Origin of the sequence: Alkalihalobacterium elongatum (assembly GCF_019024285.1) — a bacterium.
Lineage (GTDB): Bacteria > Bacillota > Bacilli > Bacillales > Bacillaceae_F > Alkalihalobacterium > Alkalihalobacterium elongatum.
On the sequence record NZ_WMKZ01000003.1, the window covers coordinates 123,944 to 140,366 of the forward strand.

At 35.9% G+C, this 16,423-nt stretch carries 19 protein-coding genes; 14 read left to right on the plus strand and 5 right to left on the minus strand.

All coding sequences use genetic code 11. The features are described 5' to 3' along the window. The first annotated feature begins 79 nt into the window (after positions 1-79). From GKP30_RS06250 to GKP30_RS06265, 4 genes are all read left to right on the plus strand, one after another. On the plus strand, positions 80-916 hold the full coding sequence (locus tag GKP30_RS06250) for an SDR family oxidoreductase (protein WP_216828561.1): 837 nt from the start codon (positions 80-82) through the stop codon (positions 914-916). A gap of 230 nt (positions 917-1,146) precedes the next feature. Beyond that, positions 1,147-2,049, plus strand: a complete 903-nt coding sequence (locus GKP30_RS06255; RefSeq protein ID WP_216828562.1) for a ParA family protein — start codon at positions 1,147-1,149, stop codon at positions 2,047-2,049. A 15-nt stretch (positions 2,050-2,064) separates the two neighbouring features. Further along, positions 2,065-2,562: a hypothetical protein gene (locus GKP30_RS06260; protein ID WP_216828563.1), complete on the plus strand. Its 498-nt coding sequence runs from the start codon at positions 2,065-2,067 to the stop codon at positions 2,560-2,562. Between the two features lie 166 nt (positions 2,563-2,728). Then, positions 2,729-3,742, plus strand: coding sequence for a serine hydrolase domain-containing protein (locus GKP30_RS06265; RefSeq protein ID WP_216828564.1), 1,014 nt, complete (start codon positions 2,729-2,731; stop codon positions 3,740-3,742). A gap of 108 nt (positions 3,743-3,850) precedes the next feature. Here the strand turns inward: GKP30_RS06265 and GKP30_RS06270 are convergent, their stop codons facing one another. Both GKP30_RS06270 and GKP30_RS06275 read right to left on the minus strand, forming a co-directional pair. After that, positions 3,851-4,339 (minus strand): DUF456 domain-containing protein, encoded by a 489-nt coding sequence (locus GKP30_RS06270; protein WP_216828565.1) that lies wholly within the window; start codon positions 4,337-4,339, stop codon positions 3,851-3,853. 106 nt (positions 4,340-4,445) lie between these two features. Next, complete coding sequence (locus tag GKP30_RS06275; RefSeq protein ID WP_216828566.1) at positions 4,446-4,811, minus strand: hypothetical protein; 366 nt, start codon at positions 4,809-4,811, stop codon at positions 4,446-4,448. 420 nt (positions 4,812-5,231) lie between these two features. On the opposite strand from GKP30_RS06275, the gene GKP30_RS06280 reads away from it, so the two are divergent. Continuing rightward, positions 5,232-5,801, plus strand: a complete 570-nt coding sequence (locus tag GKP30_RS06280; RefSeq protein ID WP_216828567.1) for a nitroreductase family protein — start codon at positions 5,232-5,234, stop codon at positions 5,799-5,801. Positions 5,802-5,900: 99 nt separating this feature from the next. On the opposite strand, the gene GKP30_RS06285 is transcribed toward GKP30_RS06280, so the two are convergent. Next, positions 5,901-6,860, minus strand: a complete 960-nt coding sequence (locus GKP30_RS06285; protein WP_216828568.1) for a calcium/sodium antiporter — start codon at positions 6,858-6,860, stop codon at positions 5,901-5,903. Between the two features lie 281 nt (positions 6,861-7,141). Between GKP30_RS06285 and GKP30_RS06290 the strand changes: the two genes are divergently transcribed. The 9 genes from GKP30_RS06290 to GKP30_RS06330 all read left to right on the plus strand — a co-directional run bounded on the left by GKP30_RS06290 (position 7,142) and on the right by GKP30_RS06330 (position 14,061). After that, positions 7,142-8,281 carry an MBL fold metallo-hydrolase gene (locus tag GKP30_RS06290; protein ID WP_216828569.1) on the plus strand — a complete coding sequence of 380 codons (1,140 nt, stop codon included), beginning with the start codon at positions 7,142-7,144 and terminating at the stop codon, positions 8,279-8,281. A gap of 376 nt (positions 8,282-8,657) precedes the next feature. Then, complete coding sequence (locus GKP30_RS06295) at positions 8,658-9,224, plus strand: sulfurtransferase TusA family protein (RefSeq protein WP_216828570.1); 567 nt, start codon at positions 8,658-8,660, stop codon at positions 9,222-9,224. Positions 9,225-9,286: 62 nt separating this feature from the next. Further along, entirely contained in the window at positions 9,287-9,514 is a 228-nt protein-coding gene (locus tag GKP30_RS06300) for a sulfurtransferase TusA family protein (RefSeq protein WP_216828571.1), read from the plus strand. A 161-nt stretch (positions 9,515-9,675) separates the two neighbouring features. Continuing rightward, complete coding sequence (locus GKP30_RS06305; RefSeq protein WP_216828572.1) at positions 9,676-11,340, plus strand: SulP family inorganic anion transporter; 1,665 nt, start codon at positions 9,676-9,678, stop codon at positions 11,338-11,340. Between the two features lie 5 nt (positions 11,341-11,345). Beyond that, positions 11,346-11,924, plus strand: coding sequence for a carbonic anhydrase (locus GKP30_RS06310; protein WP_216828573.1), 579 nt, complete (start codon positions 11,346-11,348; stop codon positions 11,922-11,924). Between the two features lie 152 nt (positions 11,925-12,076). After that, on the plus strand, positions 12,077-12,553 hold the full coding sequence (locus GKP30_RS06315) for a DsrE/DsrF/DrsH-like family protein (protein WP_216828574.1): 477 nt from the start codon (positions 12,077-12,079) through the stop codon (positions 12,551-12,553). 211 nt (positions 12,554-12,764) lie between these two features. Beyond that, on the plus strand, positions 12,765-13,097 hold the full coding sequence (locus tag GKP30_RS06320; RefSeq protein ID WP_216828575.1) for a rhodanese-like domain-containing protein: 333 nt from the start codon (positions 12,765-12,767) through the stop codon (positions 13,095-13,097). A gap of 229 nt (positions 13,098-13,326) precedes the next feature. Then, on the plus strand, positions 13,327-13,686 hold the full coding sequence (locus GKP30_RS06325) for a hypothetical protein (RefSeq protein WP_216828576.1): 360 nt from the start codon (positions 13,327-13,329) through the stop codon (positions 13,684-13,686). A gap of 15 nt (positions 13,687-13,701) precedes the next feature. Continuing rightward, positions 13,702-14,061, plus strand: a complete 360-nt coding sequence (locus tag GKP30_RS06330; protein ID WP_216828577.1) for a rhodanese-like domain-containing protein — start codon at positions 13,702-13,704, stop codon at positions 14,059-14,061. 94 nt (positions 14,062-14,155) lie between these two features. Here GKP30_RS06330 and GKP30_RS06335 read toward each other — a convergent pair whose 3' ends face one another. Both GKP30_RS06335 and adh read right to left on the minus strand, forming a co-directional pair. Further along, positions 14,156-14,512 carry a DUF779 domain-containing protein gene (locus tag GKP30_RS06335; RefSeq protein WP_216828578.1) on the minus strand — a complete coding sequence of 119 codons (357 nt, stop codon included), beginning with the start codon at positions 14,510-14,512 and terminating at the stop codon, positions 14,156-14,158. Positions 14,513-14,530: 18 nt separating this feature from the next. Continuing rightward, positions 14,531-16,051 (minus strand): aldehyde dehydrogenase, encoded by a 1,521-nt coding sequence (adh, locus tag GKP30_RS06340; protein WP_216828579.1) that lies wholly within the window; start codon positions 16,049-16,051, stop codon positions 14,531-14,533. Positions 16,052-16,423 lie beyond the last annotated feature (372 nt).

The following is a 16,423-nucleotide window of genomic DNA, read 5'->3' on the forward strand; positions in this document are numbered from 1 at the left end:
GAAAAATATATCTTTGAAATAAAGGACTATGATAGCAGATATCGAAAACATATAGACCATAACGTTAAGGGGAGCGATCATGAGTAAAGAAATTGTTTTAATCACTGGGACGAATAGTGGCTTCGGTTATTTATCCACACTCAAACTAGCATCACAAGGATATACTGTAATTGCTACGATGCGCAATTTATCCAAGCAGACGGCATTACGCAGTGAAGTGAAGCAAAAAAAATTAACGGATCGAATTGAAATTTTACCATTAGACGTGACTAATCAAGAGCATATAGAACAGGTACAACAATATGTAGAAAGACAGTATGGAAAAATAGACATTTTAATAAATAATGCTGGCTATAGTACTGGAGGAATTACAGAGTTACTCGACCTTGAAGAGTGGAAAGCTCAATTTGAAACGAATCTTTTTGGAGTGATTGCAGTAACGAAAGCTTTTCTCCCTATGATGCGAGAAAGGCGACAAGGAAAAATTATTAATATCGGAAGCATAAGTGGACATGTCGGTTTTCCAGGTCTAGGACCATATGTTTCTTCCAAATTCGCACTTTCTGGCTTTAGTGAGTCACTACGGTTAGAATTACTTCCATTTAACATCCATGTGAGTATAGTTGAACCTGGTTCATATAAAACTGACATTTGGGAGAAAGCATTAAGTAAAATAAATCTTACAACTGAAAGCGAATATGATGAATTTCTACAAAAGATATATGCAGAAGCTAAACGGTCTGGTGAACAAGCGGCTTGTCCTGATGAAGTTATCGAAGTCATCACCAACATTTGCCGTTCGAAAAATCCGAAATTTCGTTATCCTGTTGGAAAAGGAATTCGATCGGTAATTTTTATGAAGAATATCCTTCCATGGTCATGGTTTGAAGCGATCGTTCGACGCAAGATGAAGTAGGGTGGTTTGAAGTTAGAGTCCAGTAATGTATGAAACGGTAAAAGTATGTTGACAGCAGAAGAAGGGTTTCATTTTTTCCAATAGACCAGTTGCTGAATAATTAACATAGAAAACAAGGTAAAAACTACCTTGTTTTTTTAATTTCATCCGAACAAATAAAAATAACACTTGGAATATAAATACATTCTCCTAATACATTGTACTATTAACTTCTTAGAGGATGTGAATAGATGGCGACGAAAATATTTGTTGGAAACTATAAGGGCGGGGTAGGAAAAACAACGAGCATATATCAAATTGCATTACATCTGGTTGAAGAACATAAAAAAGTATTACTGATTGATTTAGATCCCCAATGTTCCCTAAGTGAGATTTGTTTGACTAGAGTCAATCGTTCTCTAGATGAACTAGAGCCAAATGAGTGTCTCAATTATGTATATGACCTATGGTTACAGCAAAAAAAATATCCTGCCATTCAATTTTCATTCCAAATTTCAACATTAATTAAAACGACGGACAATAAGGTTGACTTTATTCCTTCAAATATTTTTTACCCAACAGGCGGTTTAGATGAAAAAGAAATGAACCTTAGCAACTCATTAGAAGATCTCGTGATTATGCAACAATTCCTCCAAACAACCAGGCTAGTAGATATGTATGACTTCATTTTATTTGATTGTCCTCCTAGTAATAATGTGATTACCCAAGGCTCCTTTTTGTGCTCTGATTATTACCTCATTCCAACAATCATCCAAACAATGAGCGTACGCGGCGTCGCCCACTATATTAAAACGGTTGAAAGCATCTATAAAAAGCATTGCACAAACAATCCAGAAGCAACGTTAGCAAAAGCACTTTTTGGAGCGCAACCAAAGTTACTCGGTATAGTTGAAACACTGAAAAAAGTGACTGTGAAAAATCATGACGTACACAGTGACCTGAAGGCTGCTTTAACAACAGCAAACATCGAAACCGTTCTTTCAAAGCATATCGAAGGCAAGTATGTTTTTTCAACGATTATTCATAATAGTGAAACCATTGCTAGAGAGACAGCAAAAGGAAATAAAAGTGGAGATTATGGTGTACTTACGAATGAGATTTTAAGTTGTATAGAAGTTGACCAAATGAAATAGCGAGGAGGAAATAGAATGGATAAGGAACTCTTTAAACAGGCTATTACTCACTTAGAAAAATTAAAAACGATCTATGAAACAGTAAATGCTTCCAAAAAAGATATAGGTAATATAGAAACTGTCATTTGTAAATTTAAACAACTTCAAAGGAAACCTTCTAAACCTATTAATGAAGGTAGTAATGAAGGGGAACAGGCACCCCAAAAAACGAAGGCGAAAGCTCATTCGTTTGTGGCAGCGTTAAATGAGATAAAATCTAGCAATTATCCCAACCTAAAGGGAACCAAATTAGATCACAAAATCTATAAGAACCCTGCTACCATTATAGATTATTGGACAACACATTCTAAAGAAAAGATATTAAAAGAGACAACAGCCCTTGACTTGAAAATACTTTATTATGGATTAACGAATGACGAACATGAACCTAAAGGTACTAAAAGTAAATTATTCGATATGATCTCCACAAATATACGTGCTAGAAAAGGAGGGATTGCTTTTTCAAAAATATAAAATAATTTGCTTCTCTTTTTTTGCTGTGTAACGAATCGTTGTTGACACATTGCTCTGAAACAAAATCAACTTTGAACCTTTTTACTGTTTTGATTTAGAGGATAATATTTTGTTGTTGTCGAATTAAGCTTTTATAAATTCTATAAGCCAAAGTTCGGGGTGCCTAATGATCAAGCAAATTGATGAATATTTATCTAATAAACCTAACTTCTCTGGTAGTGTACTCATTGCTAAGAAAGGTGAAGTAATATTTAATAAAGCCTTTGGATTTGCTGATATTGAGAAACGAGTTAAAAACACAACAAAAACCCGTTTTTCAACAGCTTCAGCTATAAGTAAGCCAGTAACTGCCATTGCAACACTTCAATTGATCGAACACGGAATTCTATCTTTGAGTCAAAAGATAGGCATTTTTTTTCCGCAATACAAAAAAGAAAACATTACCATTCATCACTTATTAAACCATACATCAGGCATACCTAACTATTTAATGATACGAAGAGCGATTGATACAACGAAGGAGTATACACCGAAAGAAATACTTAATGTTGTTCATACTAAAGGCTTACGCTTTATCCCTGGTAAGAAATTTTCTTACAATAATACTGGATTTTTGATGCTAGGATTGATCATTGAACAAGTGCTGGGAACGTCATACGAACAGTATGTGAAAGAAAATATTTTTGAACCTGCAGGAATGAAAGATACAGGCTTTGAAAGAGATAATTTAGAAAATACGGCTAGAAACCATATAAAAGGAAGGGTTGGTAAAGTATTCCATCCATCATTAATGTTTGCTTGTGGTGAGGTTCACTCAACAGTTGAGGATGTATATAAATTAGACCGAGCGTTGAAAGATAACTATATTTTAAGTGAAGAATTGGTAAAAATGATGGAGGAATCAAGCTATAGCAGTAAATGGATAAGTATTGGTTATCCTTGGCTGATTAAGAACCAGTTTCAAAGACGAAGTATTGCTCATGCAGGAACGCATCCAGGAGGATATGTTAGTCATTATGAAAGATACATCGATGACGATGTTACGATTATCGTTCTAAGCAATAATATGGTAAAGCACGCAAAGCTGTCAATGAAAGAGATAGGTGCCACGTTAATTTCACGTGAGCTTGCCGAAATCATTTTTATGAAGAACCTCCGATTTTGGCAGAAATTCTTATAAAAAATAAGTATGGTACAGTAATAGGAAAATAGCAACAAACCTAACATATGGTTTGTTGCTATTTTTGTTTATTTCGTAAAATATGTTGCTAGTGGACCGTTAACAGAGCTATTTTATTATAAACACATCTATTATGAATACAACTATCATTACAAGCTGAAAAAGCGCTTTTGCAAAAGTACCACTTAAAAAGGCGATAAGCGTTCCTAATGCGACTTTAAAGGAATCAGTAATCGTTTTTCGCTGAATTATTTCAGTCAAAAGTACAAGTATGAAAGGAACAATTAAGATCCCAAACGGGGGAACGACGAAGCAGCCGATAATTACACCAATTGTTGCCGCGCGAATTCCCCACTTAGACCCGCCAGAACGTTGAACGAAGTAAAGGTTAGCCAAATAATCTGTTAAAAATAAAACAACTGTAAGGACGATCAGCGTTGCCCAAGACCACCATGAAACTTCAGCTTGTGAAATGAAAAAGTAATACAAAACGACCCCTAACCAAACTAACACAACAGAAGGGATAATCGGGTAGATAAGCCCAATAAAACTAAAAATAAACAATAAAATGATAATTAGCCATATTAGAAAATCCATAGGAACACCTCAACGTTGATTTTAGCTAAATCTATTTCCAATTACAAACACCAAACCCAAATAAAGAGAACCAGAAACAGCCAAAGCCATTTCTGGTTCCCTTTATTTAGTCGATCTCATGAACCCATGTATGTTTAGTATTCAACAACGATTGAATACACCGATGCGACTGATCCTTTGTTTGATAGTACTCCAGCAATTGCTCTTGAAGTACAGGAACAACCGACATGGATTGAAAAGACAATGCTTCTTGCATGTCTTCATACAGCGTTTGATAAAAGTCCACATCAGACTTTTTATCCCCGCAAGCACATTTCCCAGCACATAAGTGCTCGCTAAGCTTTTCATAGGAAACTTTCAGCTCATTTTTAATTTTTTCCATCAATTCACTCGTCCAATACTCGTGTGTCAGTAATTCTAAAACTTGTAACGCATGATCATGAGCTACTTTTCCAGAATTCATACCAGCCATCACTGTACCTCCTTTATAAAATTGAAACCAAAACTGAATATTAGTTTTGATAACTAATTTAAATTTTACAAATTTTCAAACTATTTTGCAATGCATTTCTTTAAATTGTCACAAATTGATGCAAGTTTAGGAAAAATGACCTTAATTGGAGGTACGGTATGCAAATATTTAATTTAGATTGTATCTTTCAGGATCGGAGGGTGTAGCCAAATAATCTACAACGTTATTTAACAGCGCTAAGAAGTAAAATAAAAGCTTAAATTTACAATCTATTTCCCATTTATAAAAATACAAATATATAATAAAGTAATACTATTTTAAGGTGAAAACTGTATTTCATAGCATTTTAACATTTTAAGTACATCTCACATATAAATGAAGGAGTATTCTGGGCTTATATATCAAGAAGGAGTTGATTTCATGGAATTGTTTGAAGCAATAAAAAATAGAAGAAGTATAGGTGTAGTAAAACCTGATCCTGTTCCAAAAGAATACATTGAACAAATATTAGAAGCTGCAACGTATGCACCAAATCACTTCCGAACAGAACCGTGGCGTTTTTTCGTAATGACAGGCCAAAGTCGTGCAAAATTAGGTGAAGTGTTTGAGAAAATCACAATTGCGAAGGGAGAAGACAATGATCCAACAGAAATGGCTAAAAAGTTAGATCGTGTGAAAAAAAATCCACTCAGAGCTCCTGTCATTATCACTGTTGGTGTTGAACCGAGCGCTAAAAAAAATGTACTTATTAAAGAGGAATATGCAGCAGTGAATGCTGCGATTCAAAATATGTTACTTTCTATCCATGCACTAGGGCTAGGAGCGATTTGGCGAACAGGAGCTATATGTTACGAAAAAGAAGTAAGGAAGTTTTTCGGTATATCAGAACAAGGAGAAATCTTAGGATTTATTTATGTTGGTTATCCAGATATGAAAATACCGCAAGTAAAAAAAACGAGCTATGAGAACTTTACAACTTGGATGTCGTAATAGACTTCTAAAAAAATAGCAAAGGCTGCCTCAACCCTTTACAAATGAGCCAGCCTTTTTGTTTGCTCATTACTTTCTAACAAACATTACAGATAAAAATTAATTTCTAATAATAATAAACACAAGATACACAATGTAAACTAGCGACATTATAAAACCTTCCAATTTTCCTACTTCATATTCTGTTCGTGAATAGATGAACAGAACAACTGTAAGAATGATCATAACTGTGACATCAAAAAATATTTTCGGATCGACTGGGAGCGGTGTAATAATTGACGAGACACCGAGTACAAATAAGATATTAAAAATTGAACTTCCCACAATATTACCTAAGGCCATTTGACTTTGTTTTTTCAACGCTGCAGCTATTGAAATAACAAGTTCAGGAAGTGAAGACCCAATCGCTACAATTGTTAACCCTACTAATGTTTCACTCATTCCAAATCGAATAGCGATATCGGTACTACTTTCGACAACAAAATACCCTCCCAAGATAATGGCCAACAAACCTCCTAGTGCTAGAAGAATATTTTTCCCCCATGCAGGTTTCTGGGAAGCGGTATTTACTTCTTCGGTCAATGTCTCACGGCTGTTTCTCGCTGCCTCAATAACATAATATAAAAAAATAGAAAAAAACAATAGAAAGACAATACCATCACTACGTGTAATCAAGTTTTCAGTTGCATTTTGTAAAGACTGGTCACTAATTAAAACAAGTAATGCAATGCTTGCTAGAAAGGCTAAAGGTATTTCCTTTTTTATCGTAGCACTTTCGACCTTTAACGGAAAAATAACTGCAGTTACTCCAACTACTAATGCAGTATTAATGATGTTACTCCCGACGACATTACCCACTGTCACATCTGTACTACCTTCAAGTGCAGCAATAATACTAACAGTTGCTTCTGGGGCACCTGACCCAAATGCGACGATTGTTAGACCTACTAATAGGGGAGAAACACGTAGTAATGTAGCAATAGCTGCTGACCCATCAACGAAATAATCCGCACCTTTAATCAAAAGAGCAAATCCAATTAACAATAGTAAATAAACCATGAGTGAGTACCATTCCTTTTATGTATCTAATGATAACAAGTGTTAATGTATAAGTTCTCCATTTAGCAAAAATGTATCCACTAAAGCAATTCTTCTATACTTACATAACAACTATAACCGAGCATTCAATTAGTTAGCAGTCCAATAGCTTAGAGAAACAATCTTCGGGAAAAGAAAAAAATTTATATTAGGGTGTTGACATATATACCCCTAAAGGTATATGATGTAACTAACAGGGATACCCAACAGGGTATAATAAATAGTGTAAGGAGAGGTTAATAATGAGTAATGTAAAAGATATTACTGCAAAAGATATAATGAATCGTATTGTAAATAATGAGCCATTATTTATTCTTGACGTTCGTAATGAAACAGACTTTCAAGATTGGAAGATTGAAGGGAAGTCTTTCTCGCACCTTAACGTTCCATATTTTGAACTTATTGATGGTGTTGATTCAATCGTTGATAAATTACCAAAAGACAAAGATATTGTAGTGTTATGTGCAAAAGGTGGTTCATCTGCATTTGTTGGCGAAATGCTCGTTGAAGCAGGGTTTAATCGTGTCTATTCATTAGTAGATGGAATGAAGGCGTGGAGTGAACATCTTCATCAAGTACGTATCTATGAAGATGAAAAAATTAAAGTCGATCAATTTATACGTATCGGAAAAGGTTGTCTTTCTTACATGGTTACTTCTGATGATCAAGCTCTAATTGTCGACCCAAGCCGTTTCACAGATGTCTATGTAGAAGCAGCTAAAAAAGAGGGGGCAACAATTACTCACATTGTTGACTCTCACTTACACGCCGATCATATTTCTGGTGGTCATGAATTAGCGAAAGATCTAGGCGCTAAGTATTTTCTAATGAAAAGCGAAGGAGCAATATTTGAATTTGAAGCATTGGAAAATCACGACCGTATTGAATTTAACAATATAAAGCTAGAAGTATTAGCTGTAAAAACACCAGGTCATACCCCTGGGAGTGTCTCCTTCTTCGTGAATGATAAATTACTATTCTCTGGTGACACTATTTTCGTTAGTGGTTTAGGTCGTCCAGACTTAGGTAATAAAGTTCGTGAGTGGGCAGATGATTTATACCACACCATTTATGATAAAGTTTCAGCCATTGCAGACGATGTTATCGTACTTCCAGGTCACTACGCTGATTATGTGGAAGAAGTAAATGACAGAGGATATATTGGCGATCTATTAGGAAAAATTCGTGAACGAAATGAAAAAATGTTTACAATGTCAAAAGAATCATTCCTTGATCACGTTGAACAATCTGCATCTTCAGTTAAACCACCAAACTTTGAAGATATTATTGCGATCAACCGTGGTGTTGAGCAAGCTGATGCAGAGCGTCAACAAGAATTAGAAATTGGACCAAACCGTTGTGCCGTGCACCACACTCACTAATTAGTAAAAGGGAGGCACCACTTTATGAAAGAAAAAAAAGATCACTGTACAACTCACCAGTGAGGCATTAATTCAAAGAAGACAGTAGAGGATAAAAAACAGTTTACGAAACCACCGATATGACCTGCTGTCTATCTTTGGTTCCTGGTAGGAGCCATCTTCATTTTGTTTCAACTTGTAACCTTTTTTATGAAGTAGAATTTTGTCTTCTCCTAGTATTTTTAGGAGAAGACAATGATAAAGGCTTTGTTAACAGTGAAACTAAAAATATTTTTTAAACACCTAAATACCCCTAAAGGTAAATTATTGACTGAAGTTTGTTTTGATTGTAATATATATATAGGGGTAAGGGTATTATACGAGGAGGTAAAACAATATGTCAATTAAAGTAGATCAAGTATTAGATGCAAAAGGCTTGGCATGCCCAATGCCAATCGTTCGTACAAAAAAAGCAATGGAACAATTAAAATCAGGAGAAGTGCTTGAAATCCAAGCTACAGATAAAGGGTCATTAGCCGACTTAAAAGCATGGGCTAATTCAACAGGACACCAATATTTAGGTACAAACGAAGATGGAGACGTGCTCCTTCACTATTTACGTAAAGCTGATCCATCTGAAACTAAGGAAGAAGTAGATTTTCCTCATGTTATATCTAATTCAGACTTAGAAAACAAAATTGGTGAAGCAGGAATAACAATTTTAGACGTTCGAGAACCTGCTGAACATGCGTTTGCTAGAATTCCGACATCTAAATCTATTCCATTAGGTGATTTAGAAGCACGCCTTGGGGAATTAAATCAACAAGACACGATTTATGTTGTATGCCGTACAGGTAGCAGAAGTGCAATGGCTGCGAAGTTGTTAACAGATAACGGCTTTGAAAGTGTAATGAACGTTAAGCCTGGAATGTCTGAATGGACAGGAAAAGTAGAAAGTAATTAAAAGGAATTTGAATCACTCAAACTAATTATAAAAAGAGCTTTAATTTAAAGGAGAGAATGATTATGAACAGTAATAAAGTATTAAACGCAACAGGGTTAGCATGTCCAATGCCAATCGTACGTACAAAAAAGGCAATTGATGAACTAGAAGCAGGTCAAATCTTAGAAGTTCATGCAACAGATAAAGGTTCAAAAGCTGACATCGCAGCATGGTGTAAAACTTCTGGAAACGAACTTGTTCATCAAGACGAAGACGGTGAAGTTTTCAAGTTCTGGATTAAAAAAGCATAATTAAGCTATAAATATAAGGTGACTCAAACTAAACCATAAGCCACCTATCTTACTAAAAATAGATGCTATTAAAATTAGGTGCATCTATTTTTAGTGTAAAAAAGAGAAGGTGAGACCGCTAGAGAGTCACCTTCTCCATCATTAGAAAGGAGGAAAAAATAATGCTCAAGAAGTTATTACCAGGACTTGAGTGGATGTTAACGTATAAAAAGCATGATTTACGCGGCGATTTATCAGCAGGTTTAATTGTTGCGATCATGTTAATTCCCCAAGGAATGGCTTATGCGATGCTTGCTGGCTTGCCACCTGTAATTGGACTTTATGCATCAACGATACCATTGATCGTTTATGCTTTTTTCGGTTCCTCAAGACAGCTTGCAGTGGGACCTGTTGCTATGGTTTCACTTCTTGTTTTAACGGGTGTCCAGGGTTTAGCTGAACCAGGTTCAAGCGAGTATGTTTCACTTGTTTTATTACTTGCCTTAATGGTTGGGGTAATCCAATTAGTACTCGGGTTATTGAAACTTGGATTTGTAACGGAATTTATTTCCCATGCTGTTATTAGTGGTTTTACTTCTGCTGCAGCAATCGTTATCGGTCTTAGCCAATTAAAACACTTATTGGGTATTAACCTCCCCTCAACTGAAAATGTATTTGAATTATTATATAGAGCGTTTCTACAAATCAATAGCATTAATTTTTATACTTTTTTCATTGGAATTACTAGTATTATTATCTTAATTGTTATGAAAAAATGGGTGCCGAAAATTCCAGCGCCACTTGTGGTCGTTGTTTATAGTACACTCCTTGTTTATATATTTGACCTCCATGAAAAAGGAGTAAGGATAATCGGAGAAGTACCAGACGGTTTACCGATGGTTTCCTTGCCTACATGGAGTATAGAGGCCGTTAGTGCTTTAATGCCAATTGCGATAACAATTGCAATCATTGGTTTTGTTGAAAGTTTCGCGATGGCAAAAGTGATTGCTACTAAAGAGAAATATAAAGTACATGCGAACCGTGAATTAATTGGTCTAGGTCTTGCCAATGTATCAGCCTCAACTTTTTCAGGGTATCCAGTAACTGGCGGATTTTCACGATCAGCTGTTAATTACGGTGCTGGTGCGAGAACAGGTCTTGCATCCATTATTACAGCAACTTTAATCATTTTAACGCTATTATTTTTTACATCATGGTTTCACTACATGCCGAATGCCGTCCTCGCAGCAATTATTATGGTAGCTGTTTATGGCTTAATCGATTTTAAAGAGGCTAAGCATTTACTTCAAATTAAACGAATAGACGGTGCTACTTTGTTAATTACATTTGGGGCCACATTAACGTTAGGTATTGAAACTGGAATTTTCCTTGGCATTATTTTCTCTTTAATCGTTTTTATTTGGAGAAGTGCAAACCCTCATGTTGCCGAATTAGGTTATGTAAAAGAGGCGAATGTCTATCGTAATATCAAGAGGTATCCAGAAGCTGTAGAGAAAAAGAATGTTTCTATATTAAGAATTGACTCGCCGTTGTATTTTGCAAACATTACAAAGATCGAAGACATGATCCAACGGAAGTTCTTAGAGCAACCTTCACTTCATACCGTCATTCTAGATTTTTCAGGTGTTAATGATATGGATGCTGTCGCAATTGAACATATAAACGAACTGTTCGCCACTTATGAAGGTCTCGGTAAGAATATCATGTTATGTGATATAAAAGGACCTGTTCGAGATGTTTTGAAGCGAGCTGGATGGTATGAAAAGTACAAGGGGAAAATCGAGTCTCATTCAATTGATGAAGCACTGGCCAAAATCAAGGAGTGAGTATAATGAAATGGAAAGAATTAAAGCGAAAAAATAAACTGTTTTTTGAAGAGATGAGGAAAGTAGACCCTTATTTCTTCGATAAAATGGTTCAGGGACAAGAACCAGAATTATTCGTTTTAGCATGCAGCGATTCACGAGTAAGCCCTTCTGTCATTACACAAATGCCGCTCGGGAAGTTATTCATTCATCGTAATATTGGTAATCAAGTAAATGAACACGACGAAAGCTTCTCTGCAAGCTTATACTACGCTTTAAAGCATTTGAAAGTTAAGGGAATTCTTATTATTGGCCACACTCATTGTGGAGGAATAGATGCAGCGGTAAACGGAAATAACGAAGAAGCTTTAAAACCATGGCTTAAAGGAATTCGAGAGTCATTTAAAAATGAGGATAGTACGCTAATGTGTACTTCACAACTATCTAAGACAAATGTTTTAAAACAAGTGGAACGGTTACAAGCACACGCGATCTATAAGGAGTTAGGTCAGCACGTGCCGATTATCCCTGTCGTTTACCATATTGAAAATGGCAAAATCGAACATATTGATTACGATGGGAATGCTATTGCTCTAGATATGTAAAAAGGGAGCGTCGAATAGGCGAAAAAGTTTTAAATAATGAGAGGTTAAATAGCACAAAATACAACTTTTATTTTTGGTTGACAAAATACCTATTAGGGTATATTATAACAATATAGAAAATACCTACACAAGTATATTAGGAGGAGATATAAATGGAACAAAAGAAAGCGACAATGATCGTATTTGATGGTGATTTAGATAAAGCATTAGCTAGTTTCATTATTGCAACTGGTGCAGCAGCGATGGGGAAGCCAGTAACGATGTTTTTCACATTCTGGGGCTTAAATGTACTGCGTAAAGATGAACATATCCCAGTTAAAAAGAACTTCTTAGAGAAGATGTTCGGCAAAATGATGCCAAGAGGTCCTGAAAAATTAGGATTATCTAAAATGAATTTCGGTGGTGCTGGATCAAAGCTAATGAAGCATATGATGAAAAAACACAATGTCGTATCCTTAAATGAATTAATTGAAATGGCCAAAGAGCTAGATATTAAAATGGTGGCATGTACGATGTCGATGGATGTTATGGGGATCCAAAAGGAAGAATTAATTGACGGTATCGAATATGCAGGTGTCGCAACATACCTTGCAGAAGCAGAGGAAGGAAACGTCAACTTATTTATCTAGTAATCTTTGTTTAGTGAGCCACAGGCTACTACAAAATTGAACTTTTTGGAAACTGATAGAGCCGTCTACTCGTTAATCATGTTATCCTAAGAGTATAAATAAGATTTTCAAATACTCTAAAAACAAATCAACGATAGAGAGGTCTTTGCTTGTGAAAAACAAAACCATGTTAGCCGTTCTTACATTGGTGATCGGAGTAGGAGTGATATTTATGTTTTTTGGAACATCAAATGATCAGATTGGAGAAATTACAACAGCTGAACTTGAAGCTAAAATGAAAACAAACGATAATGCGGTATTCATTGATGTACGTGAAGTTGATGAGTATGAAGATAAACATGTTGCTGGGATGACAAACATTCCACTAAGTCGTCTTGCTAGTGAATACACGCAGCTTCCAAAAGATAAAGAGATTGTTATCTTCTGTAGAAGTGGAAACCGCAGCATGCAAGCAGCAAACTTTCTCTATGAACAAGGTTATACAAAAGTAACAAACGTAAGTGGCGGTATTCTTTCTTGGGACGGTCCAGTTGTTACAAAGTAAGGTAGGCAATAAAAATACCCATTATCCGCTATATATATCGGTAATGGGTATTTATTTTTGAGCTTTTTTGTAAGTCTATTTTCGTAAACTTGGTAAACGGACTAATAGCTAAAAATAAAACAAACTGCGTATTATTTTCCACTAGATATTTTACTTAACAAGTGATTTTTTATCTTATAATATAGTAAAATAGTAGACGCAGCTGTGTAATACTAGGAGGAACAAAGAAATGTTTACGATAGCATTCGTTTTGATTTTTATATTTATATTATTTTATCGACGTTTTGTCCCAGTGCGAGGGGTAAAATGTACTAACCCTGAACACGTTAAAGAAGGTACAAAAACACTTGATATACGTGACTATCATATTGCAAGCCACGCTCCAATAGCTGGTGCTACTAATATACCGTTTGCTTATATTAAAAGATATTATCAGCCGTTCATTGGTAGTGAGGTTGTCATTATTTCTAATGATGTAGTAGCTAAGAACTTGTGTATTCGTTTTTTAAAACAAAAAGGGGTTCACGTCACAGGCTATTATATTAGTAATCCTGACCAGCAAGAGAAGGGCTTTGCTGAACTATGCTAAAAGGAGACGATACAATTGGATATATTAAAATGGGTTGTCGTAGTGGTCTTAATTATATTAACAGTACGAAACTTCCTCCCTGCAAAAGGTGTTAAACAAATCAGTAATACTGAAGTTAAAATGCTAGTCAAGCAAAAAGACATTCAACTTATTGATGTAAGATCAGCACTAGAATACGAGTTAAATCATATTGAAGGGTTTCATAACATTCCATTATCCAAAATAAAGAAACGTCATAACGAATTAGACCGTGAAAAAGAAACCGTATTAATCTGTCAAAGCGGCATGAGAAGCAATAAAGCGAGTAAACGATTGAAGCGACTCGGTTTTACCAAACTTACTAATGTCAAAGGCGGCATGTCATCTTGGTCGTAAACACAAAATCTTAACAGTGCCATATAAAAAAGGATACTCAAAGTGTAAGGTAAAGTTACGCTTGAGTCATCCTTTTTTAGTTTATACTCAATTTTTAAAAGCCTAATTGCTGGCGCTCCTCAGAAGAAAAGACACGAGACCTAGTTAAAAAACGCTTTCCTTCGGGTCCTTCTAATGAGAACATCCCGCCACGGCCTTCAACCACATCTATAATTAATTGAGTATGCTTCCAGTATTCGTATTGGTCCTTTGCAATATAGAAGGGACATCCTCCAATCGTACCAAGCAGTACATCGGAGTTTCCGATACGAAGATCCCCGTTTGGATAACACATCGGTGAGCTTCCATCGCAGCACCCACCAGATTGATGAAACATTAAGTCACCGTGACGTTTTTTAAGTTTCCCAATTAATTCAAGTGTCGCTTCCGTCGCTTTTACTCTCTCTACCATAGAAAGACCTCCTGTATTTTAAAAGAATCCTAGTGCGTCTTCGCTATAGCTGACGAGCATATTTTTCGTTTGCTGATAATGACTTAACATCATTTTATGATTTTCTCGACCTATTCCCGATTTTTTATAGCCACCAAAAGCAGCATGAGCAGGGTATGCATGATAGCAATTCGTCCAAACACGACCAGCTTGAATGTTACGTCCGAAACGGTACGCTGTATTAATATTACGAGACCAAACTCCTGCCCCTAGGCCATAAAGTGTTTCGTTAGCAATTGCTAAAGCTTCATCCGCATCTTTAAATGTAGTAACAGATACGACTGGCCCAAAGATTTCCTCTTGGAAGATACGCATATTATTATCACCTTTGAAGACAGTCGGTTTTATATAGTAACCATTTTTCAGGTCACCGTCTAATACATTGCGCTCACCGCCAATTAAACACTGGGCACCTTCTTGTTTTCCAATATCTAAGTATGAAAGAATTTTTTCTAATTGTTCTTGTGACGCTTGCGCACCCATCATCGTTTGAGGATCTAACGGATTACCAGTTTTAATTGCCTCAACACGTTGAAGAACACGTTCCATGAATGGCTCATAAATCGACTCATGGATGAGTGCACGAGAAGGGCAAGTACATACTTCTCCTTGATTAAGAGCAAACATAACAAAACCTTCAACTGCTTTATTTAAGAAAGCATCATCTTTTTCCATCACATCAGAAAAGAAGATGTTCGGAGATTTCCCACCTAGTTCAAGTGTAACTGGAATTATATTTTCAGAAGCATATTGCATGATGAGTCGGCCTGTTGTTGTTTCTCCAGTAAATGCAATCTTTGCAATACGGTCACTTGATGCTAGTGGTTTACCCGCTTCAACACCGAATCCGTTAACGATATTAACGACACCTTTTGGCAAGAGATCTTCAATTAACTCCATTAATACCATGATAGAAACAGGTGTTTGCTCAGCAGGTTTTAAAACAACGCAGTTTCCAGCTGCTAGGGCAGGTGCAAGCTTCCACACTGCCATTAAAATAGGAAAGTTCCATGGAATAATTTGTCCGACGACGCCTAAAGGCTCGTGGAAATGATACGCAACTGTATCATTGTCGACTTGCGAAATGCTGCCTTCTTGAGCTCGAACAACACCAGCAAAATAACGGAAGTGATCAATTGCAAGTGGTAGATCAGCGTTCAATGTTTCGCGTACTGCTTTACCATTTTCCCATGTTTCAGCGACCGCTAGCATTTCTAAATTTTCTTCAAGACGATCTGCAATTTTATTCAAAATATTCGCTCTTTCTGCAGCGGATGTAGCACCCCAGCTTGTCTTTGCAGCATGAGCGGCATCTAAAGCTAATTCAATATCTTCAGCGGATGAACGAGCGACTTCACAAAAAGCCTCACCAGTTACTGGTGTAATATTATCAAAATACTCACCGTTAACAGGTGCAGTCCATTCACCATTAATGTAATTGTCATAACGCTTTTTAAAAGTTACTAGAGATCCTTTAGTATTTGGCCTTGTATATACCATATAAAACCCCTCCTCATTTACATTCTTTCTTCTAAATAACAGTTTAATCTATTAATTCTCTGTTATGTAAGCGCTTTCCTTCTTTAATTGGTCTTTTCAAATTTATTCTCACAAATTATTTAATTCGGAGCAGATAATCACAAGATAGAAAAAGCTCACATAATCTAAACTATTACGTTATACAAAAAATATTCTTTTTTTATTGTCAAAATCTCGAACTCTGTTAATTTCAATTTTCAAAATAGAAGTACAGGGGTAAATGAAATATATGTCTATGATAGAAGGGGTTATTAAGATGTATATGGCTCGAATATGAATTCGAATGGATGGAGCAACACCCTCACCCGGAAAAAGAGCCTATAAAGAGTTTCA

What these genes read in the sequence shown, in the direction of transcription:
- GKP30_RS06305 (WP_216828572.1), top strand. Translation starts at nt 9,676, where the DNA reads ATGCTCAAGAAGTTATTACCAGGACTTGAGTGGATGTTAACGTATAAA.
- GKP30_RS06255 (WP_216828562.1), top strand. Translation starts at nt 1,147, where the DNA reads ATGGCGACGAAAATATTTGTTGGAAACTATAAGGGCGGGGTAGGAAAA.
- GKP30_RS06250 (WP_216828561.1), top strand. Translation starts at nt 80, where the DNA reads ATGAGTAAAGAAATTGTTTTAATCACTGGGACGAATAGTGGCTTCGGT.
- GKP30_RS06300 (WP_216828571.1), top strand. Translation starts at nt 9,287, where the DNA reads ATGAACAGTAATAAAGTATTAAACGCAACAGGGTTAGCATGTCCAATG.
- GKP30_RS06335 (WP_216828578.1), bottom strand. Translation starts at nt 14,512, where the DNA reads ATGGTAGAGAGAGTAAAAGCGACGGAAGCGACACTTGAATTAATTGGG.
- GKP30_RS06310 (WP_216828573.1), top strand. Translation starts at nt 11,346, where the DNA reads ATGAAATGGAAAGAATTAAAGCGAAAAAATAAACTGTTTTTTGAAGAG.
- GKP30_RS06260 (WP_216828563.1), top strand. Translation starts at nt 2,065, where the DNA reads ATGGATAAGGAACTCTTTAAACAGGCTATTACTCACTTAGAAAAATTA.
- adh (WP_216828579.1), bottom strand. Translation starts at nt 16,051, where the DNA reads ATGGTATATACAAGGCCAAATACTAAAGGATCTCTAGTAACTTTTAAA.
- GKP30_RS06320 (WP_216828575.1), top strand. Translation starts at nt 12,765, where the DNA reads ATGTTTTTTGGAACATCAAATGATCAGATTGGAGAAATTACAACAGCT.
- GKP30_RS06270 (WP_216828565.1), bottom strand. Translation starts at nt 4,339, where the DNA reads ATGGATTTTCTAATATGGCTAATTATCATTTTATTGTTTATTTTTAGT.
- GKP30_RS06265 (WP_216828564.1), top strand. Translation starts at nt 2,729, where the DNA reads ATGATCAAGCAAATTGATGAATATTTATCTAATAAACCTAACTTCTCT.
- GKP30_RS06285 (WP_216828568.1), bottom strand. Translation starts at nt 6,860, where the DNA reads ATGGTTTATTTACTATTGTTAATTGGATTTGCTCTTTTGATTAAAGGT.
- GKP30_RS06275 (WP_216828566.1), bottom strand. Translation starts at nt 4,811, where the DNA reads ATGGCTGGTATGAATTCTGGAAAAGTAGCTCATGATCATGCGTTACAA.
- GKP30_RS06315 (WP_216828574.1), top strand. Translation starts at nt 12,077, where the DNA reads ATGGAACAAAAGAAAGCGACAATGATCGTATTTGATGGTGATTTAGAT.
- GKP30_RS06290 (WP_216828569.1), top strand. Translation starts at nt 7,142, where the DNA reads ATGAGTAATGTAAAAGATATTACTGCAAAAGATATAATGAATCGTATT.
- GKP30_RS06295 (WP_216828570.1), top strand. Translation starts at nt 8,658, where the DNA reads ATGTCAATTAAAGTAGATCAAGTATTAGATGCAAAAGGCTTGGCATGC.
- GKP30_RS06325 (WP_216828576.1), top strand. Translation starts at nt 13,327, where the DNA reads ATGTTTACGATAGCATTCGTTTTGATTTTTATATTTATATTATTTTAT.
- GKP30_RS06280 (WP_216828567.1), top strand. Translation starts at nt 5,232, where the DNA reads ATGGAATTGTTTGAAGCAATAAAAAATAGAAGAAGTATAGGTGTAGTA.